25 protein-coding genes are annotated in these 23,467 nt (G+C 70.3%); 18 read left to right on the forward strand and 7 right to left on the reverse strand.

What is annotated here, in order from left to right:
• Window positions 1–927, reverse strand: coding sequence for a DUF389 domain-containing protein (locus ACFWY5_RS04500; RefSeq protein WP_379614477.1), 927 nt, complete (start codon window positions 925–927; stop codon window positions 1–3).
• A 62-nt stretch (window positions 928–989) separates the two neighbouring features.
• Here ACFWY5_RS04500 and ACFWY5_RS04505 point away from each other — a divergent pair, with 62 nt between their 5' ends.
• Window positions 990–1,136 (forward strand): hypothetical protein, encoded by a 147-nt coding sequence (locus tag ACFWY5_RS04505; RefSeq protein ID WP_379614475.1) that lies wholly within the window; start codon window positions 990–992, stop codon window positions 1,134–1,136.
• Here ACFWY5_RS04505 and coaA read toward each other — a convergent pair.
• Entirely contained in the window at window positions 1,108–2,010 is a 903-nt protein-coding gene (gene coaA, locus ACFWY5_RS04510) for a type I pantothenate kinase (protein ID WP_379614714.1), read from the reverse strand. The two genes, ACFWY5_RS04505 and coaA, sit on opposite strands and share 29 nt — an antisense overlap.
• 211 nt (window positions 2,011–2,221) lie before the next feature.
• Here coaA and ACFWY5_RS04515 point away from each other — a divergent pair, with 211 nt between their 5' ends.
• The 13 genes from ACFWY5_RS04515 to tsaD all read left to right on the forward strand — a co-directional run bounded on the left by ACFWY5_RS04515 (window position 2,222) and on the right by tsaD (window position 13,393).
• On the forward strand, window positions 2,222–3,631 hold the full coding sequence (locus tag ACFWY5_RS04515; RefSeq protein ID WP_379614473.1) for an alkaline phosphatase PhoX: 1,410 nt from the start codon (window positions 2,222–2,224) through the stop codon (window positions 3,629–3,631).
• Between the two features lie 86 nt (window positions 3,632–3,717).
• Window positions 3,718–4,443, forward strand: a complete 726-nt coding sequence (locus ACFWY5_RS04520) for a TetR/AcrR family transcriptional regulator (protein ID WP_379614471.1) — start codon at window positions 3,718–3,720, stop codon at window positions 4,441–4,443.
• A gap of 9 nt (window positions 4,444–4,452) precedes the next feature.
• Entirely contained in the window at window positions 4,453–4,806 is a 354-nt protein-coding gene (locus ACFWY5_RS04525; protein WP_379614469.1) for a holo-ACP synthase, read from the forward strand.
• 9 nt (window positions 4,807–4,815) lie between these two features.
• Entirely contained in the window at window positions 4,816–6,255 is a 1,440-nt protein-coding gene (locus ACFWY5_RS04530) for an NAD(P)H-hydrate dehydratase (protein WP_379614467.1), read from the forward strand.
• Window positions 6,256–6,326: 71 nt separating this feature from the next.
• Window positions 6,327–7,451, forward strand: a complete 1,125-nt coding sequence (gene alr, locus ACFWY5_RS04535) for an alanine racemase (RefSeq protein ID WP_379614465.1) — start codon at window positions 6,327–6,329, stop codon at window positions 7,449–7,451.
• On the forward strand, window positions 7,448–8,491 hold the full coding sequence (locus ACFWY5_RS04540; protein ID WP_379614463.1) for an alpha/beta fold hydrolase: 1,044 nt from the start codon (window positions 7,448–7,450) through the stop codon (window positions 8,489–8,491). Before alr ends, ACFWY5_RS04540 begins: the two co-directional genes overlap by 4 nt.
• Window positions 8,491–8,952 carry a tRNA (adenosine(37)-N6)-threonylcarbamoyltransferase complex ATPase subunit type 1 TsaE gene (gene tsaE / locus ACFWY5_RS04545; RefSeq protein ID WP_379614461.1) on the forward strand — a complete coding sequence of 154 codons (462 nt, stop codon included), beginning with the start codon at window positions 8,491–8,493 and terminating at the stop codon, window positions 8,950–8,952. The genes ACFWY5_RS04540 and tsaE overlap by 1 nt, the downstream gene beginning before the upstream one ends.
• A gap of 207 nt (window positions 8,953–9,159) precedes the next feature.
• Window positions 9,160–9,795 carry a hypothetical protein gene (locus tag ACFWY5_RS04550; protein ID WP_379614459.1) on the forward strand — a complete coding sequence of 212 codons (636 nt, stop codon included), beginning with the start codon at window positions 9,160–9,162 and terminating at the stop codon, window positions 9,793–9,795.
• A 2-nt stretch (window positions 9,796–9,797) separates the two neighbouring features.
• Window positions 9,798–10,325 (forward strand): class F sortase, encoded by a 528-nt coding sequence (locus ACFWY5_RS04555; RefSeq protein WP_379614457.1) that lies wholly within the window; start codon window positions 9,798–9,800, stop codon window positions 10,323–10,325.
• 31 nt (window positions 10,326–10,356) lie between these two features.
• Window positions 10,357–11,232, forward strand: a complete 876-nt coding sequence (locus tag ACFWY5_RS04560) for a phosphotransferase family protein (protein WP_379614455.1) — start codon at window positions 10,357–10,359, stop codon at window positions 11,230–11,232.
• Window positions 11,233–11,257: 25 nt separating this feature from the next.
• Entirely contained in the window at window positions 11,258–11,929 is a 672-nt protein-coding gene (gene tsaB / locus ACFWY5_RS04565) for a tRNA (adenosine(37)-N6)-threonylcarbamoyltransferase complex dimerization subunit type 1 TsaB (RefSeq protein WP_379614453.1), read from the forward strand.
• An 11-nt stretch (window positions 11,930–11,940) separates the two neighbouring features.
• Window positions 11,941–12,375, forward strand: a complete 435-nt coding sequence (rimI, locus tag ACFWY5_RS04570; protein WP_379614711.1) for a ribosomal protein S18-alanine N-acetyltransferase — start codon at window positions 11,941–11,943, stop codon at window positions 12,373–12,375.
• Complete coding sequence (tsaD, locus tag ACFWY5_RS04575) at window positions 12,368–13,393, forward strand: tRNA (adenosine(37)-N6)-threonylcarbamoyltransferase complex transferase subunit TsaD (RefSeq protein WP_379614451.1); 1,026 nt, start codon at window positions 12,368–12,370, stop codon at window positions 13,391–13,393. The genes rimI and tsaD overlap by 8 nt, the downstream gene beginning before the upstream one ends.
• Window positions 13,394–13,890: 497 nt before the next feature.
• Here the strand turns inward: tsaD and ACFWY5_RS04580 are convergent, their stop codons facing one another.
• From ACFWY5_RS04580 to ACFWY5_RS04595, 4 genes are all read right to left on the reverse strand, one after another.
• Window positions 13,891–15,447 (reverse strand): hypothetical protein, encoded by a 1,557-nt coding sequence (locus ACFWY5_RS04580; protein WP_379614449.1) that lies wholly within the window; start codon window positions 15,445–15,447, stop codon window positions 13,891–13,893.
• 173 nt (window positions 15,448–15,620) lie between these two features.
• Window positions 15,621–16,793, reverse strand: a complete 1,173-nt coding sequence (locus tag ACFWY5_RS04585) for a methyltransferase domain-containing protein (protein WP_379614447.1) — start codon at window positions 16,791–16,793, stop codon at window positions 15,621–15,623.
• Between the two features lie 24 nt (window positions 16,794–16,817).
• The gene (locus tag ACFWY5_RS04590) at window positions 16,818–17,477 is read right to left on the reverse strand and encodes a Uma2 family endonuclease (RefSeq protein ID WP_379630521.1); all 660 of its coding nucleotides are present in this window, start codon (window positions 17,475–17,477) and stop codon (window positions 16,818–16,820) included.
• 47 nt (window positions 17,478–17,524) lie between these two features.
• Window positions 17,525–18,022, reverse strand: coding sequence for a MarR family winged helix-turn-helix transcriptional regulator (locus ACFWY5_RS04595; RefSeq protein ID WP_379614443.1), 498 nt, complete (start codon window positions 18,020–18,022; stop codon window positions 17,525–17,527).
• Window positions 18,023–18,127: 105 nt separating this feature from the next.
• Between ACFWY5_RS04595 and ACFWY5_RS04600 the strand changes: the two genes are divergently transcribed.
• From ACFWY5_RS04600 to ACFWY5_RS04615, 4 genes are all read left to right on the forward strand, one after another.
• Entirely contained in the window at window positions 18,128–18,988 is an 861-nt protein-coding gene (locus ACFWY5_RS04600; protein WP_379614441.1) for an NAD-dependent epimerase/dehydratase family protein, read from the forward strand.
• A gap of 158 nt (window positions 18,989–19,146) precedes the next feature.
• Entirely contained in the window at window positions 19,147–19,461 is a 315-nt protein-coding gene (gene groES / locus ACFWY5_RS04605; protein ID WP_197093639.1) for a co-chaperone GroES, read from the forward strand.
• A gap of 81 nt (window positions 19,462–19,542) precedes the next feature.
• A complete protein-coding gene (gene groL / locus ACFWY5_RS04610; protein WP_379614439.1) occupies window positions 19,543–21,162 on the forward strand; it encodes a chaperonin GroEL in 1,620 nt (539 codons plus the stop codon).
• A gap of 760 nt (window positions 21,163–21,922) precedes the next feature.
• Window positions 21,923–22,558, forward strand: coding sequence for a sigma-70 family RNA polymerase sigma factor (locus ACFWY5_RS04615; protein ID WP_184958018.1), 636 nt, complete (start codon window positions 21,923–21,925; stop codon window positions 22,556–22,558).
• A gap of 514 nt (window positions 22,559–23,072) precedes the next feature.
• On the opposite strand, the gene ACFWY5_RS04620 is transcribed toward ACFWY5_RS04615, so the two are convergent.
• Window positions 23,073–23,450 carry a DUF5319 domain-containing protein gene (locus ACFWY5_RS04620; RefSeq protein ID WP_379614437.1) on the reverse strand — a complete coding sequence of 126 codons (378 nt, stop codon included), beginning with the start codon at window positions 23,448–23,450 and terminating at the stop codon, window positions 23,073–23,075.
• Between the last annotated feature and the right edge of the window lie 17 nt (window positions 23,451–23,467).

The raw sequence follows: 23,467 nt of genomic DNA on the forward strand, positions 1-23,467 counted from the left end.
TCAATGGGAGGAGGGGCGTCCTACTTGAGGCCAGACTCTGCGCTGGATCAGGAGGGTGACGGTCCCGGCGAGGACCATGCCGAAGATGTTGACCGCGAGCTGCCAGACCGGCCCCGCCACCTCCGCCCAGTCACCCACCGCGAGCGCCACGGCCAGGTACCCGGCGGCGGGGATGGTGGTGACCGAGATGAAGACGCCGATCAGCGCCGAGGACTTGCCCGAGGTGATCGACAGCACGCCCGCGACTCCGGCCAGCAGCGCGACGATGAACGACCAGCGGTCCGGCTTCACGATGAACTTCACCTCGTCGTTGATCTTGAGGTTCTCGATGTCGATCCAGCCGAGCCAGTGGGAGACCAGCGCGCAGGCGAAGGTGATCGCGATCGCGATGGTGAAGCCGATGAACAACGTCCGCAGCGCCTCGATCACCAGGCGCCATCGCCGGCGCAGGAGCCCGAAGCAGATCGCCGCGACCGCCCCGAACTCCGGCCCGAGCACCATCGCGCCGACGATGAGGATGGGCGAGTTCTGCAGGGCGCCGATGCCCGCGAGCTGCGTGGCGATGGCCAGGAAGGCCACGTACGCCCAGGTGATGCGGGAGTCGTTGTGCACCCGGTGGGCCAGTTCCTCCCACACCACGGCGTCGTCGGGGTCGCCCGGCGCCTCCTCGATCGCCTCCGTGGCGACCTTCGACAGGGCCAGGTCGATGTGCTCGATCGCGATCGACCCCTCGTCCTCCAGCCACTTGAGCTTGGACAGGGTCTCGTTGGCCGACTCCCGCGCGGTGTCGCAGAAGACGAGGTCACCGGCGGGTTCGCGGGCGGCGCCGGGCAGCACCACGATGTTGGTGATGCCCGGACACTCCTCCAGCACCGTCAGCACTTCGTCCGTGCGGCCGGGAGGGCAGATCAATCGAAGATGTAGCACGGGGCCATTGTCGTAGATTCGACGTTGACGTTCTGTTGAACGGGTCCCTTCAGGCTGTGGCCATGTCAATACGCATCTGCCACGTCGACGGCGAGGACTGCTGGTTCGCCGACATCGACGACCAGGGCTGCCAGGGCCGCTTCGCCGTCTACGTGCTGGGGGAGAGCGGGGGCGGGGATCTCACGTACGGCGCAGCCGTACCCGCCTGATCGAGTGGTCGGCGCCCTTCTGCAGGACCAGGTCGGCGCGGCCGCGGGTGGGGGCGATGTTCTCCACCAGGTTCCGCTCGTTGATGTCGCGCCAGACGTTGACGGCGAAGTCGGTGGCCTCTTCGTAGGAGAGTTCGGCGATGTACTTGAAGTAGGACTTGGGGTCTTCGAAGGCGGTTCTGCGCAGTTTGTGGAAGCGGTCGACGTACCAGGACCTGATGTCCTCGACCTTCGCGTCCACGTAGATGGAGTAGTCGAAGTAGTCGTTGACCGCCAGCGAGGTCGGGGGAGCGGGCTGCAGGACGTTCAGCCCCTCGATGATCAAGATATCGGGGTTTTTCACGATCTGGTGGGCCCCGGGGACGATGTCGTACTCAAGGTGGCTGTAGACGGGGGCGCGTACCTCGCCCATGCCCGCCTTCACCTCGGCCACGAACCGCACCAGCGCCCGCCGGTCGTAGCTCTCCGGGAAGCCCTTGCGGTGCATGATGCCCTTGGCTTCGAGGACTTTGTTGGGGTAGAGGAAACTGTCGGTGGTCAGCAGCCCGACGTTGGGGTGCTCCGGCCAGCGGGCCAGCAGCGTGTGCAGCAGCCGCGCCGTCGTCGACTTGCCGACCGCGACGCTTCCGGCGATCCCCAGCACGTACGGCACGCGCGGCCCCGGTTTGCCGAGGAAGGAGCTCAGCACGTTGCTGCGCTCCTGGGACCCGGTGTAGTGCAGGTTGAGCAGCCGGGTGAGGGGGAGGTAGATGTCGGTGACCTCGGCGAGGTCGATGGGATCATCGACGCCGCGAAGGGCTTCCAGCTCGTCTGCGGTGAGAGTCAAGGGCGTGTTTCTGCGGAGATCGCTCCACTGCTCCCTGCTCAGTTCCACGTAGCCGTTGTTCACGTTGGCAGCGTAGCGACGGCGTACAAACCGGGTCCCCAGGGGTGCCCGCGAATCACTCCACAGCCTGTGGACAAAACACGGGGATTACCGGAGCTTGGCGCGGGGAATGATGTACTGCCTTGGCGAGGTCTGACATAGGCCACGATCTTCCGCGCACCTTAACATCCGGTGAACAACGTCACGGAAGGTCAGCACCATGGATCGACGTCGCTTTCTCACCGGAGCGGGAGCCGTCGCGGCGGGTGTCGCCGGGCCGTTCGCCGGAGTCGCCGAGGCCGGCGCCCGGGGCGGCGTACGGCCGGTGCCCGGGTACGGCCCGCTCAGGCCGGTGCCCGACGCCCGGGACGGCCAGGTGCGGCTCTTCCTGCCGGACGGCTTCCGCTACCGCTCGTTCAACGCGGCGGGCGAGACGTTCTCCGACGGCAGCGGGGTGCCGGGCAGGCACGACGGCATGGCCGCCTTCCGCGGCCCGCGCGGCAGCACGATCCTGGTCCGCAACCACGAGGTCAACGGGCCCGTCGGCGCGTTCGGCGATCCGGCCAAGGCCTACGACCCGGCCGCCGGCGGTGGCACCGCGACCCTGCGGGTGACCCCGTACGGGGAGGTGCTGGCCAGTGGGCCCTCGCTCAACGGCACCATGATGAACTGCTCGGGCGGCCCGATGCCGTGGGGCGCCTGGGTGACCTGCGAGGAGACGGTCAACGGCCCCGACGTGGGCAACGACTTCTCCGGCGGCGACAACTCCAAGCTCACCCAGAAGCACGGTTACGTGTTCGAGGTGCCGATCACCGGTGTCGCGCGGCCGGTGCCGATCCGGTCGGCGGGGCGATTCGCGCACGAGTCCGCGGCCTTCGACCCGGTCAGCGGGGCCCTGTACCTCACCGAGGACAACTTCGGCTTCCCGTCCGGCTTCTACCGCTACCTTCCGCCGAGGCATCCGCTCAAGGCCGGGCGCATCCTGGACGGCGGGCGGCTGGAGATGCTGGCCGTACGGGATGAGGACGGGAAGGATCTGTCGGCGGGCCAGCCCGCCGGCGCCGTCTACCGGACTCGATGGGTGGAGATCGCCGAGCCCGACCCGCGGTTCACCGGCAGGCCGGACAACGACACGGCGATACGGGCGGTGAGCCGGCAGGGGCTCGACCAGGGCGCGGCGATCTTCTCCAGGCTGGAGGGCGCCGTCCACCACCACGGCACCGTCTACTTCGTCTCCACCCAGGGTGGCGCCACCGGCGACACGCCGCCGTCCGGGTTCGGAAAGGGCCGCGGGCAGGTCTGGGCCTACGAGACGTGGAGCGGGCGGCTGAGGCTCGCCTACGAGTCGCCCGGCTCGACCGTCCTGGACCTGCCCGACAACGTCACCGTCAGCCCGCGCGGCACGCTGGTGCTGTGCGAGGACGGCGGCGGCGACAACTTCCTGCGCGGCCTGACCAGGCGCGGTGAGATCTTCGACTTCGCCCGGCTGGCGCCCGTGGCCGGCGACCCGGGTGCGGAGTTCGCCGGTTCGACCTTCGGCCCCGGCGGGCGGACCCTCTACGTCAACATCCAGTCGACCCAGGGCGTGTCGTTCGCCATCTGGGGGCCCTGGCATCGGGGCGGCTTCTGACGTGAACGACGTGCGCGGGCATCCGGAATGTTCGCATTTCGCGTACGTCGTGCGCTATGCTGGCGGGCACGTGAGAGGAGCTTCGCATGCCCGCCCAGAAGCAGCCCATTCCCTCGGTGTGGACCCGTCCGCGCCGCCAGCAGCAGCAACCCGCCCTCAGCCGTGAGCGCATCGTCGCCGAGGCCGTGAAGCTCCTCGACGAAGAGGGCATGGACAACCTCAGCATGCGCACGCTCGGCACCCGGCTCAACGCGGGTGCCACCTCCCTGTACCGCCACGTCGCCAACAAGGACGAGCTCATCGAGCTCGTCGTCGACGAGGTGTACGGCGAACTGCGCGTGCCCGAGGCGGAAGGCGACTGGCGGGCGGCGGCGACCGAGTGCGCCGGCAGCCTGCGCTCGATGATCCTGCGCCACCCGTGGGTGGCCTCGGTCCTGGGCCAGGTCGGCCTGGCCGAGCTCGGCCCCAACCTGATGCGCCAGACCGACCGCATGCTGGCCATCTTCACCCTGGCCGGATTCGAGCTCGACGAGGCCAGCCAGGCCATGAGCACGCTCATCTCCTACGTCATCGGCATGTCGACCTCCGAGGCGGCGCTGCTGTCGATGCTGTCCAGGCTCGGCCAGACCGAGGAGGAGCTGGAAGCCCAGATCCGCGCCGCTGCCGCGGAGACCAACCGGGAGCTGCCCCGGCTCCAGGCGCTCGACGAGCACATCCTGAAGAGCGGCGGCGGCCCCGCGGCGATGCGCGACCGGGACTTCCGCTACGGCGTGGACCGCATCCTCGACGGCCTCGCGACCCGCCTGCCCTAGCCTGGGGACATGATCCTGGGCATCGGCGTGGACGTGGTCGACGTCAAGCGGTTCGCGGCGGCCTTGGAGCGCACCCCGGGGCTGCGCGGCAGGCTGTTCACCGAGGACGAGCAGGAAGGCCGGGCCGTCCACTCCCTGGCCGCGCGCTTCGCCGCCAAGGAGGCCGTCGCCAAGGCGCTCGGCGCGCCGCCCGGCCTCGGTCACCTGGAGGCCGAGGTCGTCTGCGACGAGAACGGCCGGCCCGAGCTCCGCGTGCGCGGCAAGGCCGCCGACGTCGCCTACGGCCTGGGCGTCAAGCGCTGGCACCTCTCGCTCTCGCACGACGCGGGTGTGGCGATGGCCTACGTGATCGCGGAGGGATAGCTTCTGATCATGCTTACCGCCTACACCGCCGATCAGATCAGGGCCGCCGAGCAGGCGCTCATGGCGCGCCTGCCCGACGGGACGCTGATGGAGCGCGCCGCCGCCGGGCTGGCCGCCTGCTGCGCCGCGATGCTCGGGCGCGTCTACGGGGCGCGGGTGGTCCTGCTCGTCGGCAGCGGCGACAACGGCGGTGACGCCCTCTATGCCGGCGTACGGCTGGCGCGGCGCGGCGCCCAGGTCGAGGCGGTCCTGGCGGGCAGCAGGGTGCACGAGGCCGGGCTGGCGGCCCTGCGGCAGGCCGGCGGGCGGGTGCGCGGCATCGAGGCCGTGGACCGGGCGGACCTGGTCGTCGACGGGCTGGTCGGGATCGGGGTGGCGGGGGCGCTGCGGGAGCCGTACGCGCGGGCCGTGGCGCGGGTGAACCAGGGGCCGGGGCTGGTGGTCGCCGTGGACGTGCCGTCCGGGGTCGACGCGAGCACGGGACGGGTGCCGGGGCCCGCGGTACGCGCGCAGGTGACGGTCACGATGGGCGCCTGCAAGACCGGGCTGCTGATCGACCCCGGCGCCGGTCACACCGGGCGGCTGGAACTGGTCGACATCGGGCTGGGCGCGTACCTGCCGGATCCGGACGTCGCGGCGCTCACCGACGGGGACGTCGCCGATCTGCTGCCGGAGCCGGGCGCGGAGTCCGACAAGTACCGGAGAGGCGTGGTGGGCGTGGCCGCGGGCAGCGAGGAGTACACCGGGGCCGCGGTGCTGGCCGTCGGCGGGGCGCTGCACGCCGGGGCCGGCATGGTGCGCTACGCCGGCACCGCCGCGCCGGTGGCGCAGGTGCGCTCCCACTGGCCAGAGGCGGTCATCACCGAACTGCGCGAGCCCTCGCTCGACGGCGTCGGCCGCGTGCAGGCCTGGGTGCTCGGCCCCGGGCTCGGCACCGGCGACTTCGCCCACGAGCTGGCCAGGAGGGTGCTGGCCAGCGACGTGCCCGTGCTGGTGGACGCCGACGCGCTCACGCTGGTCTCGCGCGACGCCACGCTGCTGCGCCGCAGCGCGCCCGTGCTGATCACGCCGCACGCCGGGGAACTGGCGCGGCTGATGCGGGTCCCGCGCGAGCGGGTCGAGGCGGGCAGGCTGGAGCACGCCCGCAGGGCGGCGGCCGACCTCGGCGTGACGGTGCTGCTCAAGGGCTCAACGACGCTGGTGGCCGAGCAGGACAGGCCGGTGCGGGTCAACCGTACGGGCACCGCGCGGCTGGCCACGGGCGGCACCGGCGACGTGCTGGCCGGGGTCGCGGGGGCGCTGCTGGCCCAGGGGCTGAGCTGCTACGACGCCGGGTCGTGCGGGGCGTACCTGCACGGGCTGGCCGGACGGCTGGCCGCCGACGGGGCGCCGCTGGTCACCGCGGACGTGGCCGCCGCGATCCCGGCGGCGATCAGGTCGCTGTCGTAGCCGCCCCCGGCTGCAAGCGGGCTGCTATCGAACCTCGCTCAAGCATCGAGTCCAGCTGACACACTGGAAAGATGACATCTCCGGCCGAGGCCCGCATCGATCTGTCCGCCATCAGGCACAACGTCGCCGTGCTCACCGAGCGCGCCGACGGCGCCGCGTTGATGGGCGTGGTCAAGGCGGACGCCTACGGGCACGGGCTGGTGCGGGTGTCGCGGACCCTGCTCGACGCGGGGGTGAGCCGGTTGGGCACCGCCACGCTGAGCGAGGGGCTGGCGTTGCGGGCCGCGGGGATCACCGCTCCGGTCACGTCGTGGCTGCTGACGCGGGGCGGGCCGTACGAGGAGGCGTTGCGCGCGGACGTCGAGCTGTCGGCGGCGGAGACGGGGCTGCTGGGGGAGATCGCCACCGCGGCGCGCGCCACCGGCGTCACCGCGAAGGTGCACCTGGAGGCCGACACGGGCATGAGCAGGGGCGGCGCGCCACTCGCCGCCTGGCCCGAGTTGCTGGCCACCGCGGCGGCGCTGCAGGCCGAGGGCGCCGTCGAGGTCGTGGGCCTGTGGTCCCACTTCGCCTGTGCCGACATCCCCGGCCACCCCTCGATCGAGGCGCAGCTCGACGCCTTCGACCAGGCGCTCAAGATGGCCGACCAGGCCGGCCTCAGCGGGTCCCACGTGATCAGGCACATCGCCAACTCCGCCGCGCTGGTCAACGTGCCGCGCGCCCGCTTCGATCTGGTACGGCCGGGCATCGCCCTCTACGGCCTGAGCCCGATCCCCGAGCTGGGTGATTTCGGTCTGCGCCAGGCGATGACCCTCGTGGCCAGGCTCGCCCTGGTCAAGCGCATGCCGGAGAATTCCGGAGTGTCCTATGGGCACCTTTATGTCACAGATCGCGAGACAACGCTTGGCCTGGTTCCCCTCGGGTACGCCGACGGGATCCTCAGACACGCGACGGGGCGGGTCGAGGTGCTGGCAGGAGGCCGCCGCAGGGCGATCGCCGGCCGGGTGTGCATGGATCAGTTCATGATCGACGTCGATGACGACGTCATCGACGCAGGGGACGAGGTCGTCCTGTTCGGTCCTGGCAAGGACGGCGAGGCCACCTTGCAGGAATGGGCGGATAACCTCGGCACGATCACGCATGAGATCGTGACGAAGATCGGCGCACGCGTGCCGAGAGTTTATGAGGGGACATGACGACGACAACACGGCGGAAGGTTGGGATCGCCGGCGCGATCGTCGGCGCCGCTTCGGCGGGCGTCGCGGGGCTGGCCCTGGCCAAGCGCCTGGCGGTGGGCCGGATCAGGCTGCGCCCCGACTCCGAGGCCAGCGAGCCCTTCGGCGAGCTACGCGGCAGGGAGCGCACCCACACCACCTCCGACGGCATCGACCTGCACGTGCAGATCGACGGCCCCGAGGACGCGCCGCTGACGATCGTGCTGTGTCACGGCTACTGCCTCAACCTGGAGTCCTGGCACTACCAGCGCCGCGACCTGCGCGAGGACTACCGCCTGGTGCTGTGGGACCAGCGCTCCCACGGCCGCTCGCAGCGCGCCGCCCCCGAGGACAGCACGATCGACCGGCTCGGCGATGACCTGGCCGAGGTGCTGGAGCGCTTCGTGCCTGGCCCGTGCGTGCTGGTGGGCCACTCGATGGGCGGCATGACCATCATGGCGCTGGCCGACCGCCACCCCGAGCTCTTCGGCGACAAGATCCGCGCCGTCTCGCTCATGGCCACGAGTGCCGGAAAGCTGGCCGAGCTGACGCTGGGCCTGCCCGCGATGGTCTCCAAGGCGGTCCACAAGATCGCACCGGGCACGATCTCCCTGCTCGGCAAGCGGGGCTCCCTGGTGGACAAGACCCGCCACGCCGGCAGCGACATCGCCTTCCTGATCACTCGCTTCGTCGGCTTCGGCGACTCCAAGAACGTCAGCCCGACCCTGGTCGACTTCGCCGAGTCGATGATCCGCGCCACCCCGACCGAGGTGTTCGCGAACTTCTACCCGGCGCTCATGGACCACGACAAGCTCTCGGCGCTGCACGTGCTCGACCCGGTGCCGACCGCGATCCTCGTGGGCGACAAGGACTGGCTCACCCCGCCCGAGCACGGCAGGGCGATGGCCGAGGCCCTGCCCAGGGCGAGCTTCACCGAGGTGCCCGACACCTCGCACCTCATCCAGTTGGAGCGCCCGGCCGTGGTCAACGAGGCGCTGCGCGATCTGATCAAGGAGATCTAGTGGAAAGGCTCGCCACCGCCGAGGACATGCGCGCGTACGGCACGCGGCTGGCGACCCGGCTGCGCGCGGGAGACCTGCTGGTGCTGTCCGGCCCGCTGGGCGCCGGGAAGACCACGATGGTCCAGGGAATCGCCGAAGGTCTGAAGGTCCGCGGCCCGATCACCTCGCCCACGTTCGTCATCGCCCGCGTGCATCCGTCGCTGTGCGAGGGTCCGCCGCTCGTGCACGCGGACGCGTACCGGCTGGGTGGGGATCTGGAGGTCGACGACCTCGACCTGGACGCCTCGCTGGAGGAGTCGGTCACGGTCGTCGAGTGGGGCGAGGGCCTGGTGGAGGGCCTGTCGGAGGACCGCCTGGAGATCCACATCGACCGGGAGGGCGGCGACGACGTCCGCCTGGTCACCCTGCGCGGGGTCGGCGAGCGCTGGGCCGACACGCCGTCTGATCGCGTAGAAGAGTAAAACGCTCCTCAGGCCCCGGCAACCCTGGCACCCTTGACGAGTATCGACATTGGCGTAAATCATGATCATTGGTCATGGATTTACCTAGATTTTCTGGGTATCAGGTGGGGCGGTATCCGCAATTCTGGTGGATGCTGAGGGAAGTCGGCGGAGTGGGGTGCGGCCGTGCTCAGGGTCAGGCAAGTCGCGTACGCAGGTGCCATCGTCATGATCGGAGTCGTCGGCTGCACAGCCGACGCCTCGACCGATCCCACGGCGACGCCCTCGGCGAGCCTCACGAGCCCCACGACGACCGCGACCACCTCACCACAGGCCACCGCGAGCGCCACCCGGGCGCCCATCGACGTCCAGCTCAACCCCGACCGCGTCACCGCGGGCGAGACCTCCAAGGTCTGGATCCTGGCCAACTGCCCGGTGCCCACCGGCGGCCCCGCGCACGTCGGCACCGCCTCCTCCAACGCGTTCCTGTCCGGCGTCACGCTCAACCCGGTGCCGCCCGCCACACCGTCGGCCACCCCGGCCAACGCCACGGCCACCCCCGCGCCCGTCCCCTGGGTACGCGGGCAGGCGTCGGTCTCCGGCACCGTCAAACGCGGCAACTACACCGTCGACGTCAAGTGCGACGGCACCAGCCACACCGGCAAGGCCACGCTGCGCGTGGTCAGGGCCACCGACGACACGCCCACCGGCGTGCCCACCAAGGCGCCCAGGGCGGGCGGCGGCGGCACGTTCGGCCAGGACGCCGGTGACGACTCCTCGATGCCGATCGGCCCCGTAGGCGTGATCATCGGCCTGGCCCTGGCGGGCGGCGCCGTACTGATCCTCAAGCGCCGCCGGGCCTGAGCATGGCCCGTGCGGGACGGATCGTGCTGGCGGGCGCGATCACCGGCCTGGTGCTGGTGGCGTTCGGCAAGACCGTGGAGAAGAAGGCCGAGGCCGTCGTCCCGGAGAGCATCGGCATCCCCTCGATCGACGTGGACGCCCCGCTGATGAAGCTCGGGCTGACGAAGGACGGCGAGGTCGAGCTGCCGCCGTACGAGAAACCCAAGCTGGCCGGCTGGTACGAGAAGAGCGCCGTCCCGGGGGAGAAGGGCGCCTCCGTCATCGTCGGCCACGTGGACACCAAGACCGCGCCGGCCGTCTTCTACAAGCTGCGGCACCTGCGCAAGGGCCAGCTCGTCCGCGTGGAGCGCAGCGACGGCAAGACCGTGGAGTACAAGGTCGACTCGGTCGAGCAGGTGCACAAGAACGACTTCCCGGCCAAGCGCGTCTACGTCGAGGACGGGCTCAAGCTGGTCACCTGCGGCGGAAAATTCGATTACGCCAAGGGCGAGTACGACGATAACGTCATCGTCTATGCCTCCCCCGCCTGATGCCTCCGGAGTAAGAGTTCCCTGGTCGGACGTGGCCGCGCCGGTGCGCGCCCGGGTCGAGGACCTGCTCGGCGGGCACGTGACCGAGGCCGTCACCCAGACCGGCGGCTTCTCGCCCGCCACCGCCGCGCGGCTGCTGCTCGACACCGGCCGCCGCGCCTTCGTGAAGGCGGTCGGCCCCGGCGTCAACGACCGCGCCACCGCCCTCTACCGCGACGAGGCCCGCGTGGCCGCCGCGCTGCCGCCCAGCGTCCCCGCGCCGCGCATGCTCACCTCCTTCGAGCAGGACGGCTGGGTGGTGCTGCTCTTCGAGGACGTCGACGGCCGCCCGCCGGCGATGCCGTGGCGGCGCGACGAGCTCGACCGCGTCCTGGCCGCCGCCGACGAACTCGCCGCCTCGCTCACCCCCGCGCCCATCGACGCGCCGCCCATCGCCGAGCTCTTCGGCCAGATGTTCCGCGGCTGGCGCCGGCTGCTCGAAGAGGACCACGACGGGCTCGACCCGTGGATCGCCGGCAACCTCGGCGCCCTGGCCGAGCTGGAGTCCGGCTGGGAGCGCGCCGCCGCCGGCGACACGCTCGTCCACGCCGACCTGCGCGCCGACAACGTCCTGCTCACCGACGAACGCGTCTACGTCGTCGACTGGCCCTACGCCTGCCTGGGCGCCGCCTGGTTCGACCGGCTGGCCATGCTGCCGTCCGTCGCCATGCAGGGCGGCCCCCGCCCCGGTGAGCTGCTCGCCGACCCCGACCCGGCCCTGACCTGCGTCATCGCCGCACTGGCCGGCTATTTCGTACGGCAGAGCCGCCAGCCGCCGCCACCCGGCATCCCCACCGTCAGAGCCTTCCAGGCGGCGCAGGGCGAGGTCGCCGTCGACTGGCTTCGCGAACGGACAGGATGGTCATGACGCGGGGCCGGTAGGCTCATTGTTCGTGCTGGTCCTGGCTTTCGATACCGCGACACCCGCCGTCACCGCCGCTCTCCACGACGGTGACCGCGTGCTCGCCGAGTCCACCACGGTCGACGCGCGCCGCCACGGCGAGCTGCTCGTGCCCACCATCGAGAAGGTGCTGGCCGAGGCTCGGGTACGGCTGCGCGACGTGACCGCCATCGTCGCCGGCACCGGCCCCGGCCCCTACACCGGGCTGCGGGTCGGGCTGATGACCGCCCAGGGGCTCGGCACCGCGCTCGGGCTGGCCGAGGTCTACGGCGTCTGCACGCTCGACGCCCTCGCCTACGGCACCCGCAGGGACGAGCCCTTCCTCGTGGTGACCGACGCGCGACGCAAGGAACTGTTCTGGGCCCGCTACGACGACGCGCGCACGCGGGCCGAGGGGCCGTTCGTGGACAAGCCGGCCGACATCCCGCGCGACGGGCTGCCGGTCGCCGGGGCCGACCTCTACCCGGAGGTGCTGGGGGCGGCGGTGGCGCCGCCGTACCCCTTGGCGGGGTTCGTGGCCGCGCTGGCGGCCGAGCGCATCGCGGCGGGGCAGCCGCTCGACGAGCCGCGCCCCATCTACCTGCGGCGGCCCGACGCGGTCGAGCCCAAGGCGCCCAAGAAGGTGACCGACAGGGAGCCCAGGCGGACCAGGGAGCGGGCGTGAGACTGCGGCAGATGACCGACGCGGACCTGCCCGCGGTCATGGCCATCGAGCGCGCGACGTTCCCGCTGGACGCGTGGAGCGAGGGGATGATGCGCGGCGAGCTGGCCGACCAGCCGCGTACCCGGCACTATGTCGTCGCTTTGCGCGACGACGGCGAGATCGTCGGCTACGCGGGGCTCGCCGCGGCCGGCGACCAGGCCGACGTGCAGACCATCGCGGTACTACAGGACCACCAGAGCCGCGGCATCGGCGGCGCGATGCTGACCGAACTGCTCGGCGAGGCGCGCCGGCGCGGGGCCAGGGAGATCTTCCTGGAGGTCAGGTCCGACAACCCGCGGGCCAAGGCGGTCTACGAACGGTTCGGTTTCGAGGAGATCGGCCTGCGCCGGCGCTACTACGACGACGGCACCGACGCGGTCATGATGAGAAGGAAGCTGGATGGCTGACAAGCACGAACCCCTGGTGCTCGGCATCGAGACCTCGTGCGACGAGACCGGGGTGGGGATCGTACGCGGGCACACGCTGCTGGCCAACACGATCGCGTCCAGCATGCACGAGCACGCCAGGTTCGGCGGCGTGGTGCCGGAGGTGGCCTCGCGGGCGCACCTGGAGGCGATGACGCCGGTCGTGGAGGGGGCGCTGGCCGAGGCGGGCCTGACGTTCTCCGACATCGACGCGATCGCGGTCACCGCCGGTCCGGGGCTGGCCGGGGCGCTGCTGGTGGGCGTGGCCGCCGCCAAGTCCTACTCGCTGGGCCTGGGCGTCCCCCTCTACGGCGTCAACCACCTGGCCGCCCACGTCGCCGTCGACCAGCTCGAACACGGGCCGCTGCCCAAACCCTGCATCGCCATGCTGGTGTCCGGCGGTCACTCGTCGCTTCTCCTGGTCCCCGACGTGGCCCAGGACGTGATCTCCCTCGGCTCCACCGTCGACGACGCCGCCGGTGAGGCCTTCGACAAGGTCGCCCGGGTCCTCGGCCTGCCCTTCCCCGGCGGCCCCCACATCGACCGCGCCGCCCGCGAAGGCTCCGCCACCGCGATCGGCTTCCCCCGCGGCAAGATGGACGACGGCACCCTCGACTTCTCCTTCTCCGGCCTGAAGACCGCCGTGGCCCGCTGGGTCGAGGCCCAGGAGTCGATCCACGTGCCCGACGTCGCCGCCTCCTTCCAGGAGGCCGTGGTGGACGTGCTGACCCGCAAGGCCCTTCAGGCGTGCAAGAAGTACGACGTGAAGGACCTGCTCATCGGCGGCGGCGTCGCGGCCAACTCACGGCTGCGCGCGCTGGCCCAGGAGCGTTGCGACAAGGCGGGTGTACGGCTGCGCGTGCCCCGCCCCGGGCTCTGCACCGACAACGGGGCCATGGTCGCCGCGCTGGGTTCTGACCTGGTGGCGGCCGGGATCACCCCGTCGGCGCTGGACATCCCCGCCGACTCGTCACTGCCCATCACGACCGTCCACGTGTAAGGCGACCCCCACTCCACACACCGCTTCCCACCACCTGCGCGCCCCGGGCCTCCGCGTGTTGTGAGGTTCCGGGTTCCCAGGCGTGCCGCGTTGCTGGGTTTCAGGCGCCGATTCCCTCCGGGGCTTTAGGTGTGATGCCAGGCCCGGGGGTTTCGGGTGTGACGGTCCCGGGGGCCTCAGGTGTGATGCCGGGCCCGGGGGTTTCGGGTGTGACGGTCCCCCGGGGTTTCAGGTGTGATGCCGGGTCCGGGGTTTCGGTGTGGCGGTCCCCGGGTTTTTCCGGCGCCGCGCGGTGGGGTGTTGGGCGGTGGGGTTCGGCGCCGCGCTGGACGGCGGCCAGCGCGGCGCACGGAACCCGGTCAAGAGCGGAGTTGTTACGGCGAGCACCCCGTGAGCCCTCACGACCATCGCTCGACGGACGGTCAGGGGTATGGCGGGGCGGGTAGGTGGGCTCTGCCGTAACGGCTCCGGGAGCTTTTGAGGTTTGAAAAGAGCGATCAGTCCTTGGATCGGGTGGGGCGGAGGAGCGCCTCGGCGAGGGCGAGCATGGTCTCCTCCAGGGCGCCGAGGCGCTTGGTGAGGTCGGTGGAGGCGTCGGTGACGGACTGGGTCAGCTCGTCGCGGTCCGGGCGGGCCTCGATCGTGGCCGAGAGTTCGGCGGCGGCGGTGGCCAGGCGTTCGTCGATGGCGTCGAAGCGCTTGACCTGCTCGGTCGTCTGCGAGTCGAGCAGTTCGCCCACCCGCTCGGCGATCGCCAGCGTCGCGGGGAGCTGGCCGACGCGCTGGTTGACCGCCTCGACCCGGTCGTCGACGCCCTCCAGTTGCTCGGTGCCGCGGGTGAGCTGCGTGTCGACGCCGTCGAAGCGGGCGACCACGTGCTCCTCGACCTCGCCGAGGCGCTCGTCGAGGGATTCGAAGGCGTTGTCGAGCTTGTTGAAGCGGCCTTCGGTGCGCGTGGCGGTGTCGGAGCGGTGCTGGTCGGCGGTGGCCAGCCACTCGTCGACGATGGTGACCCGCCCGTCGAGCGTCTCGAAGCGGGCCTCGACCCGGCCGTCGAGGTCGCCGATGCGCTTGCCCATGTGGTTGTCGAGGTCGCCGATGTGGGTGTCGAGCTCGCCGACGCGCTTGTCGAGGCCGACGAGACGGCTGTCGACGCCGCCGACCCTGCCGTCGATGCCGTCGAGGCGGGTGTCGATGTCGGCCAGGCACTCGTCGGCGGTCTCGATGCGGCCGTCGACGCTGGTGAGCCGGCCGTCGACGGCGATGAGGCGGCCGTCGACCCGGTCGACCCGGCTGTCGAGGCCGTCGAGGCGGCCGGACAGGCGCTCCTCCGCCGTCTCGACCCTCGCGCCGACCTGCTCGACGGCGCCCTTGAGCTCCTCGCCGACCGCGCCGATGCGGGCGGTGAGGGTGCCGGACAGGTCGGCCATGCCGCCCTCGACCCGCTCGGTGCGGCCCGTGAGCTCGCCGATGGACTTGTCGAGCCTGGTGAAGCGGTTGGCCGCCGCCTCCATGCTGGCGTTGAGCTGGCCGAGCTTCCCGGCGAAGTCGCCGAGCCGCTTGGCGATGCCCTCGGTGCCGTCGAGCACCGTCTGCAGCCGCTTGAGCGCCTCGTCGACGCTCTCGCCGACCGTGCCGACGTCCGCCCACAGGCTGGGCAGCTCGATGACGGGGCTGACGCGCTGGCTGACGTTCTCGACGCGGGCGTCGACGTTGCCGATCTGCTCGCCGACGGCGTCGACGTGGTCGCGTACCGCCTCCACGTGCTGGGCGAGCCCTTCGGCCCAGGTCGGCGGCTTGGCGGAGATGTCGTCGAGGCGGCCGCTCACGGACTCGAGCGTGCCGCTCAGCCCGCCGAGCTCGCGCTCGCGCACCTCGCGCAGCAGCCACTCCATGCCTTCGAGCCGCTGGCGGATCTCGTCGAGTACGGCCCCTTGGGTGCGCTGCTCGTAGACGTGGTCCTGGGCGGCGCGCGCGAGTAGTTCCCGCATCCTGTCGGATATGGCGGTCTGGCCGCCTGCCTGCAAAAGGGTGGTGTGATTGGAATGATCCACCGAAAGCTCCTTCACTCGCCGACGGAGTGCCGCGCAGCGGTGGGATAGGTCCGGTATGCAATGACTGAAGGAGAACGCGGTAATCCGCTATAGGGGGGAGAACTCCCGCGCGTCCACCTTAGCCTTTGGATCAAGGTCCGTCGGGGTGACTGGAAAAGATCCTGTTTTGTCATTTATGCAGGTGGGAGCCCCAGGCAGATGAGAACAAAAGGTTGGTTCATAATCCGCGTGAGGATGATTACTCCGGACTTGTCACCGGAAAGTCTCAGGTCTCGCCGCAATCGTTCGATGTCCACGGCGGAGCCGCGCTTCTTGATGGTGACATTTCCTATTTCGCGGGCCCGGAGTGCCGCCCGCAGCCGCTTCAGCGAGAACGGCAGCGCCTCGTCCACCTCGTACCTGGCCGCCCAGGGCGTGTCCACCGGCTCGTCCCCGGTGATATAGGCGATCATCGGATCCGCCAGCCGCCCGCCCACCATCTCGGCCACCTCGCCCACCAGATGGGCCCGGATCGCCGCCCCGTCCGGCTCGTAGACGTACCGCCCGAGTTCACCCACCGCGGCATGCACGCCCGTGGGCGTGAGCGTCTGCCCGCCCGGCAGCAGCGTCGCCCTGCGTCCCGCCTGCCCGGGAGTCCAGAGCGCCGCCTCCTTGACCTCCCCCTTGTACGAAACCCACTCGGCCTCGGCCGCCTCCGGTATGTACTCGTACGGAATCCCCGGCGCCACCTTCAGACACGACCCCCGGGCCCGCCCCGCCAGATCCATGACCACCGGCCAGGGCGGCGAGTAGGCCTGCGGGTCGAACGTCCTCCCCCTGGCGGTACGGCGGGCCGGATCGGCGAACAACGCGTCGTACTCCTCCGGGGCCACCTCCGCCGCGTCCCCCACCCGCACGCGTACCCGCTCCGCGACCCCCAGCGCCTCCGCGTTGGCCCGCGCGACGGCGGCGGTGAGCGGATCGAGCTCGACGGCGTCCACGTGATGTCCGGCCCGCGCGAGCTCCAGCGCGTCCCCGCCGATCCCGCAGCAGGCGTCCACCACCCGCGCGGGCCCGTGGGTCATCGAAGTCAGCCGCCGCGCCCGATGCGCCGCTACCTCGGCCCGGGTGGACTGCTCCAGCCCGTGCGGCGTGAAGTACATGAGCCGGGCGTCGTCCCCGAACTTCGCCACCGCCCGCGCCCTGAGCCCGGCCTGGGTGAGGGCGGCCGAGGTGAGCGCGCTGTCGTAGGTCTTCCTGAGCCGCGTGGCCGCCTTGACCGGATCGCTCCCGCTCAGCTCGACCGCCTCGTCCAGAGCTTTGCGGCCGCGGGGCGTCAGCAGATCGAGAAAGGCGTCGAGGTCCACGTCATCCGACGTTAGTGCACGCGGTCAGTCCAGCAGGTCGGCGATGGTGATGCTGATGGGGAAGGGGAACTGGAGCTCAAGCTTGTCGCGGAAGATGCCGATGCCTGAGTAGAAGCTCGTCGCTTCGTCGAGTTCGTAGACGTGCACGACCGGCTGGCCGCGCTCTTCCTCGATGATCCAGAAGTGCCGGATCCCGGCGCTGGCGTAGATCTTCGGCTTGACGTGGATGTCGCGATGCTCGGACTCGGGCGAGACGACCTCGACGACGAGGTGTACTTGCTTGGCGTGGAAGGCGGTGCGGGCCATGTCTCTTGAGGCGTCGGCGTCGACGACGAGCACATCAGGGTCTGGGCGCTGCCACCTGTCGATGCGGATGGTCATCTGTGTGCTCGGCCGCAGATGTGCGGGAGCCTGCGCTTTGAGCATGCCTCGAAGGTTGGAGATCACATACTCGTGGAAGTTGCGTTGGGGGGACATGAGGATGAGGGCTCCGTCAATGAGTTCGACGCGCTTGAAGAGGTCCAGCTCGCCGTTGGGCCCATCCTGCGGCAGCAGGTCGAGATCGTCGGACGTCCAGCCGCCGTCCGGCGGGTAGGGCCAGTTCGCGAGTACGTCTCTCGTACGGTCCATCGTGGCGGTCACATCACTCACTGTAACGTCGGTGTCGTCGCCGTTCGTGGTCATCGAACCACATTCTGCTGCACTTCCCTGTAAGGGAGATGTTCCCGCATTCAGAGCTCCGTGTCGCCCAGGGAGACCAGGAGTTTGCGGAGGGTTTCGGCCAGGGTCTTCTGGTCGGCGGGGGTGAGGGCGGACAGGAGCCTCGCCTCGTTGGCGACGTGGAGGGCCAGGAGGTCGCCGGCCAGGCGTTCGCCCTCCTCGGTCAGCGCCACCAGGACCATGCGGCGGTTGCTCTCCAGCGGCCAGCGCCGTACCAGGCCGCGCTCCACCAGGCGGTCCATGCGGTTGGTCAGGGCGCCGGGGCTGACCAGGGCGGAGGCGGCCAGGTCCTTCATGCACATGGTGTGCTCCGGGTTGCCGCGCAGCAATGTGGCGAGCATGTCGAACTCCCACGGCTCCAGCCCGTGCTCGGCGAAGAACTCCTTGATGCCCCGCTCCAGCAGGCGCGAGGCACGGGACAGGCGGCCCACCACGCCCATCGGGCTCACGTCCACGTCGGGGCGGGTGGCGGCCCACTGCTTCGTGATCGCGTCCACTGCGTCTCGCATGGTGCGCACACTATCAAAAATTTCGAGGTTGAAATGTTCGAGGGTCCGGGCTACTGTCCACCACGTCGAAAGTTTCGATGTCGAAGTGTTTGGGGTGGAAGAGCGATGAAGGTTCTGGTGCTGGGCGCGACGGGGTACGTCGGGGGCGCGCTCGTCGAGGAGCTCGCCGGGCGCGGTCACGAGGTCGTGGCCCTGGTACGGCCGGCCGCCGACGGGGGCAGGCGGCTGCCCGCCGTACCGGAGGAGAGGTATGGGGACCTGTCCGACGCGGCGTCGATCACCGCGGCCGTGACGCCGGACGTCGACGCGGTCGTGCACGCGGCGCAGCTCACCGGCGACGAGGGGACCGACCTTCAGGTGATCGGGGCGCTGCTCGGCGCGGGCAGGCCGGTGGTGTACGTGAGCGGCGTGTGGGTCCTCGGCGCGACCGAGGACGGGCACGAGGAGAGCGCGGCCGACCCGATCCCGATCGTGGGGTACCGGCCGAAGGTGGAGGATCTGGTGCTCGGCGCGGGCGGCGTGGTGGTACGGCCGGGGCTGGTGCACGGGCGCGGCGGCGGGATCCCGGCGATGTTGCGCGGCTGGGCGGCCGAGCGCGGGAGCGGGGTGCACGTGGGCGAGGGCGGGGAAGGATCGTCGTTCGTGCACGTGGACGACCTGGCCGAGCTGATCGCGACGGCGGTGGAGAAGGGGCGGCCCGGCGCGGTCTACCACGGGATCGCCGAGGAGCACGTGCCGCTGGCGCGGGTGGCCTCCGCCGCGGCGTGGTCGGTGGGGGTCGGCGAGGGCGTGGACGTGCTGTCATGGCCGGTGGCGGAGGCGGCGGGGGTCGTGGGCCTGCCGTTCGCCGAAGCGCTCGCGCTCAGCCAGCGTGTCAGCTCTGCGCGAACCCGTGCGGCGCTCGGATGGGCCCCCAGCAGGCCGGGTATCGTCTCCGAGCTGCGGGAAGGCTCTTACGCGCGCTGAGCCGGTTCGTGTTGACTGTCAAGCCCCTCTTGCATATGTTTCGTGTTGGCACTCTCCCCTTGAGAGTGCCAACGTGCGACGAGGCAGGTCTACCACCCGCGACGGCAGGCCCCGCTGGTCGCCTCTTCTAGATCATTCAAATCTGAAGGGGAGGTCCGATCGTGACGACCGCCACTAAGGTTCCCGTTAAGCCGCTCGGCGACCGCATTGTGGTCCAGCCGCTTGAGGCCGAGCAGACCACCGCTTCCGGCCTGGTCATCCCAGACACCGCCAAGGAGAAGCCGCAAGAGGGCAAGGTCCTCGCGGTGGGCCCGGGCAACTGGGACGAGGACGGCGACAAGCGGATTCCGCTTGACGTCTCCGAGGGCGACATCGTCCTCTACAGCAAGTACGGCGGCACTGAGGTCAAGTACGGCGGCGAGGAGTACCTCGTGCTCTCCGCCCGCGACGTTCTCGCGATCATCGAGAAGTAAGCCGGTATGTGTCGGGCCCCGGACGCAGCTCTCAGCAGAGGCGACCGGGGCTTTCGACGCTAGGAGAGGACTTTCAACCAAATGGCGAAGATCCTGGAGTTCGACGAGGACGCGCGGCGCGCTCTTGAGCGCGGCGTCAACGCCCTCGCGGACGCCGTGAAGGTAACCCTCGGCCCGCGTGGCCGTAACGTCGTCATCGACAAGAAGTTCGGTGCTCCGACGATCACGAACGACGGCGTGACCATCGCTCGCGAGGTCGAGCTGGAAGACCGCTACGAGAACCTCGGCGCCCAGCTCGCCAAGGAAGTGGCCACCAAGACCAACGACATCGCGGGTGACGGCACCACCACCGCGACCGTCCTGGCCCAGGCCATGGTCCGCGAAGGTCTGCGCAACGTCGCCGCCGGCGCCTCGCCGCTGTCGCTGAAGCGCGGGATCGACAAGGCCGCCAAGGCCATCAGCGACAAGCTGATCGCCAGCGCCCGCGAGGTCGGCGACAAGAAGGAGATCGCCAACGTCGCGACGATCTCCGCCCAGGACGCCAAGATCGGCGATCTCATCGCCGAGGCGTTCGACAAGGTGGGCAAGGACGGCGTCCTCACGGTCGAAGAGTCCAACGCCATGGGCATGGAGCTCGAGTTCACCGAGGGCATGCAGTTCGACAAGGGCTACCTGTCGCAGTACATGGTGACCGACCCCGAGCGCATGGAGGCCGTCCTGGAGGACGCCTACGTGCTGCTCACCCAGAGCAAGATCGCCTCCATCGCGGACTTCCTGCCGCTGCTGGAGCAGGTCGCGCAGACCAAGAAGCCGCTGTTCGTGGTCGCCGAGGACGTCGAGGGCGAGGCCCTGGCCGTCCTGGTCACCAACAAGATCCGCGGCACGTTCACCTCCGTGGCCGTCAAGGCCCCGGGCTTCGGTGACCGTCGCAAGGCGATGCTCCAGGACATGGCCATCCTCACCGGCGGCCAGGTCGTCGCCGAGGAGGTCGGGCTCAAGCTGGAGCACGTCGGTCTCGAGGTGCTCGGCACGGCCCGCCGCATCGTCGTCACCAAGGACGCCACCACCATCGTGGACGGCGCCGGCGACGCGCAGGCGATCGAGGACCGGGTCAAGGAGATCAAGCTCGCCATCGAGCAGTCCGACTCAGACTGGGACCGCGAGAAGCTGCAGGAGCGCCTGGCCAAGCTGGCCGGCGGTGTGTGCGTGCTGCGTGTCGGCGCCGCCACCGAGGTCGAGCTCAAGGAGAAGAAGCACCGTCTCGAGGACGCGATCTCCGCGACGCGCGCCGCGATCGAGGAGGGCATCGTCTCCGGCGGCGGCACCGCGCTGATCCACGTCGGCAAGGAGCTGGACGACCTCGGCCTCACCGGCGACGAGGCCACTGGCGTGGGCGTCGTCCGCCGCGCGCTGGTCGAGCCGACCCGCTGGATCGCCGAGAACGCCGGCCTCGAGGGCTACGTCGTCACCCACAAGGTGGCGGAGCTGGCCGCCGGCCACGGCCTCAACGCCGCGACCGGCGAGTACGGCAACCTGATCGACCAGGGCGTCATCGACCCCGTCAAGGTCACCCGCTCGGCGGTGCAGAATGCGGCGTCCATCGCCGGCATGCTGCTCACGACGGAGGCCCTGGTGGTCGAGAAGCCCGAGGAGGAGGCCCCCGCCGCCGCCGGCGGGCACGGTCACGGCCACGGCCACTGATCGTTTCTCCTGGATCGTCACCTCCCGAGGCCGCCAAGGCCCGCTGAGGTCGCCACGGCCCGCACCGCTCGCCGGTGCGGGCCGTTTCGCGTCCGTGGGGGCCGTTTCCCGTGTGTGCGGGCTGTCTTCGTGCGTTCCGTTTCCCGTGCGTGCGGTCCTCTGTGCGTGCTGTCTTTCAGGGCTTGGGTCCGTTTTCTTGCGGTCCGCTTTGAGGGGGTGCGTCGGCGGTGGGAGCGGTCGTTCGGGCTGAGGGGCGGGTTCTCGGGGTGGGCGTCTGTGCTGGGGACGCCCCTGGCGGGGCTGGGGTGCGTTCTGCGGTCCTTCCGTTACGGCCCAGCCGTCCTACCCCCACCCGCCGCACAGGGCCGGGCTCCGTCCAGGGTGACGCTCCTCCGGTGATGCGGGGCCGGGCGCCGTTACGCGCGCATCGTGCCCGCCTGGGTGGTTTATGCCTTTGTGCGAGTTTTTATGGGCATGAGGCGTATGTAGCGCATGAGGCCCGGTGGGCGATCTCATGCGTAGGGGCGGCGGCCGGTGGATGTCCAGATGTGGAAAGTTGGGTTATTGCGGTAAACCAACCTATGGAGTAAAGCGTCTCGCGCCCGTGACAATTTTCGCGCATTTCGGGGAATCTGGTGAAATATTCCGACTCCATAGAAAGGCTTAGTGTGGTCGTCCGATTACGGGTAGTTATCGTCTCTTCAATGTGACCAATCCGTAGCCGTTCGCCATGACGACAGGCCGGACCAGGGCGGGCATCATGCCTAACGTGAGCGAGGGAAGCGTCGCCGACGCCAAAATTGGGGTAAGGCTCGCGTCGAGACTTCCGGCACGGACGGATGACTCCGACCTAAGAGAACTGACGAGCCTCGCCGTTGCGGGCGATCGTTCTGCGATCGAATCCCTGCTCGGCGAGTTGCGGCCGATGGTGGTGCGCTATTGCCGCGCCCGGCTGGGCCGGGTTTCCGGGCAATATCACATTGCAGATGACGTGGCCCAGGAGGTCTGCATCGCGGTGCTGTCCGCACTGCCGCGCTACCGGGACATGGGCCGGCCCTTCGCCTCCTTCGTCTTCGGCATCGCCTCGCACAAGGTGGCCGACGCGTTGCGGAGTTCGGTGCGCTCCGCCGTACCCACGCAGGATCTTCCTGACGGGCCCGACGAGGGCCCGGGACCGGAAGAGACCGTGGTCCGCTACATCGAGGTCGAGCACGCGCGCAGGCTGCTGGCCCGGCTGCCCGCCAACCAGCGCGAACTCCTGCTGCTGCGGGTGGTGTCAGGACTGTCGGCCGAAGAGACCGGTAATGTACTCGGCATGTCACCAGGAGCGGTCCGCGTCGCCCAGCATCGGGCGCTGGCCAGGTTGCGGCAGATGGCCGAGCTGGAGTCGGCTTGACGCCGGAGGAACACGTGGAGGGCGCGGTCGCGTACGGCGACCGGACGCCCCCGAGCTCAACCGGCCCGTCGCCCCACGTCCCGGCCGATCCGTCATCCGGCGGCTCGGCCCGTGTGACGGCTGACGGACCTTCTCCCAAGCTCTCGGATGGTCCTGTGCCCGAAGGCTTGTCGGTACGTGGGGGTTCGGCGGCTGCGGATTCCGCTGCGGCCGGCAGGTCTTCTGGGCCGGAGGAGTCCGTCTTGCCGGGGGCCGAGCCCTGTGGGGCGGTGGCCGACAAGGGGGCATCCGCGGCGGTCGGGGAGCGGGTGTCTTGTGCTCTGGCGGATTCCGTGGAGTCGGCGGCCGGGGAACGGCAGCCTGGCAGGGCGGTGGGCGGGGAGTGGGAGCTTCAAGGGTTGACGGCTGAGGAGCAGACGGACGCGTTTCTGGATGCTCTGGCGCTCGGGTATCAGCCTGACGCGACGGATCCGGCGCTACGGCTGCTGGCGGCGTTGCGGCAAGACCTCGACGATCAGCGGCGCTCTTCGGTGTCCATGACGCCGTCGACGTAGCCCCTCGCGTACTCCCAGGTCACGTAGTCGGCGGGGTCGGGGTGGAAGGCGGGCTCGTGTACCTGCGGGCGGCCCTTGTCGATCATCTGGCGGAGGTTGCCGCGGAGCAGTTCCCAGTCGAAGAAGTGCTGTTCGCCGCATTCCGGGCAGTCGAGGACCAGTCCGAGGACGCCCTGAGGCTCCAGCAGCGAGCGAAAGACTTCCACGTCGGCGAGGTCGGTGATGGCCTCGTCGCGCTCGGCCGCCGTCAGCGGCTCCGGGTCGTCGAATTCGCCCATGGCCGAGGAAGGATCGTTCGGATCGTCCGCGAACGGGTCGCGGGGGACGTCTTCCAGCACCTTTCCACCATAGTGAC

The sequence above is a fragment of the Nonomuraea sp. NPDC059007 genome (assembly GCF_042740555.1).
In the GTDB taxonomy this organism is placed as follows: domain Bacteria; phylum Actinomycetota; class Actinomycetes; order Streptosporangiales; family Streptosporangiaceae; genus Nonomuraea.

Coding starts and splice junctions, on each gene's coding strand:
- ACFWY5_RS04505 (WP_379614475.1), top strand. CDS start 990: ATGTCAATACGCATCTGCCACGTCGACGGCGAGGACTGCTGGTTCGCC.
- ACFWY5_RS04515 (WP_379614473.1), top strand. CDS start 2,222: ATGGATCGACGTCGCTTTCTCACCGGAGCGGGAGCCGTCGCGGCGGGT.
- ACFWY5_RS04520 (WP_379614471.1), top strand. CDS start 3,718: ATGCCCGCCCAGAAGCAGCCCATTCCCTCGGTGTGGACCCGTCCGCGC.
- ACFWY5_RS04525 (WP_379614469.1), top strand. CDS start 4,453: ATGATCCTGGGCATCGGCGTGGACGTGGTCGACGTCAAGCGGTTCGCG.
- ACFWY5_RS04530 (WP_379614467.1), top strand. CDS start 4,816: ATGCTTACCGCCTACACCGCCGATCAGATCAGGGCCGCCGAGCAGGCG.
- alr (WP_379614465.1), top strand. CDS start 6,327: ATGACATCTCCGGCCGAGGCCCGCATCGATCTGTCCGCCATCAGGCAC.
- ACFWY5_RS04540 (WP_379614463.1), top strand. CDS start 7,448: ATGACGACGACAACACGGCGGAAGGTTGGGATCGCCGGCGCGATCGTC.
- ACFWY5_RS04550 (WP_379614459.1), top strand. CDS start 9,160: ATGATCGGAGTCGTCGGCTGCACAGCCGACGCCTCGACCGATCCCACG.
- ACFWY5_RS04555 (WP_379614457.1), top strand. CDS start 9,798: ATGGCCCGTGCGGGACGGATCGTGCTGGCGGGCGCGATCACCGGCCTG.
- rimI (WP_379614711.1), top strand. CDS start 11,941: ATGACCGACGCGGACCTGCCCGCGGTCATGGCCATCGAGCGCGCGACG.
- tsaD (WP_379614451.1), top strand. CDS start 12,368: ATGGCTGACAAGCACGAACCCCTGGTGCTCGGCATCGAGACCTCGTGC.
- ACFWY5_RS04590 (WP_379630521.1), bottom strand. CDS start 17,477: ATGACCACGAACGGCGACGACACCGACGTTACAGTGAGTGATGTGACC.
- ACFWY5_RS04595 (WP_379614443.1), bottom strand. CDS start 18,022: ATGCGAGACGCAGTGGACGCGATCACGAAGCAGTGGGCCGCCACCCGC.
- ACFWY5_RS04600 (WP_379614441.1), top strand. CDS start 18,128: ATGAAGGTTCTGGTGCTGGGCGCGACGGGGTACGTCGGGGGCGCGCTC.
- groL (WP_379614439.1), top strand. CDS start 19,543: ATGGCGAAGATCCTGGAGTTCGACGAGGACGCGCGGCGCGCTCTTGAG.
- ACFWY5_RS04615 (WP_184958018.1), top strand. CDS start 21,923: ATGCCTAACGTGAGCGAGGGAAGCGTCGCCGACGCCAAAATTGGGGTA.